This window comes from Salifodinibacter halophilus (genome assembly GCA_012999515.1).
GTDB classification, from domain to species: Bacteria; Pseudomonadota; Gammaproteobacteria; order Nevskiales; family Salinisphaeraceae; genus Salifodinibacter; species Salifodinibacter halophilus.
This window is the reverse complement of record JABEEB010000040.1, coordinates 1-397: the sequence shown is the minus strand read 5'-3', so window position 1 is coordinate 397 and position 397 is coordinate 1. Positions and strand designations below refer to the sequence as shown.

The 397-nt window shown below is 50.6% G+C and carries 1 protein-coding gene; it reads left to right on the top strand.

Annotated elements, in window-relative coordinates:
- Window positions 1–187 (top strand): ribbon-helix-helix protein, CopG family (locus HKX41_10570; GenBank protein NNC24574.1); only part of this gene is annotated, 187 nt, incomplete at its 5' end.
- Window positions 188–397: the final 210 nt, after the last annotated feature.

The window sequence follows — 397 nt, the reverse complement described above, 5'->3', positions numbered from 1 at the left end:
GTTCGGCGTCGCTGTTGACGAGGAAATCGTGCGAGAAGTGGATGAACTGGTCGCTGAGTGCGACGATCTCGGAGCCAGCCGCTCCGAAATCGTCGAAGCCATCCTCACAGCGTTCGTTCAATCCGAGACGAATCACGTTGAACGGGTGCGAGAAATCATTATTCGGAAACGAAAGGGTAGTCTCTGACTGGTTTTAAACTGCGTGCACTTAGTGCACGGTTCTCTAAGCTAATAACTTGCTATAATAGTAATCAGACCGACCATAGTGTGTGAAGAGTTCTATGACACGCTCTCTTAGCTATGACTGTTGACGAAGATGATGAGCCGATTGCGGAGTGGGAAGCCCTTCTATTGCCGGATTGGGAGTGGGAGGCGTACGAAAAGGAAGACGACGACG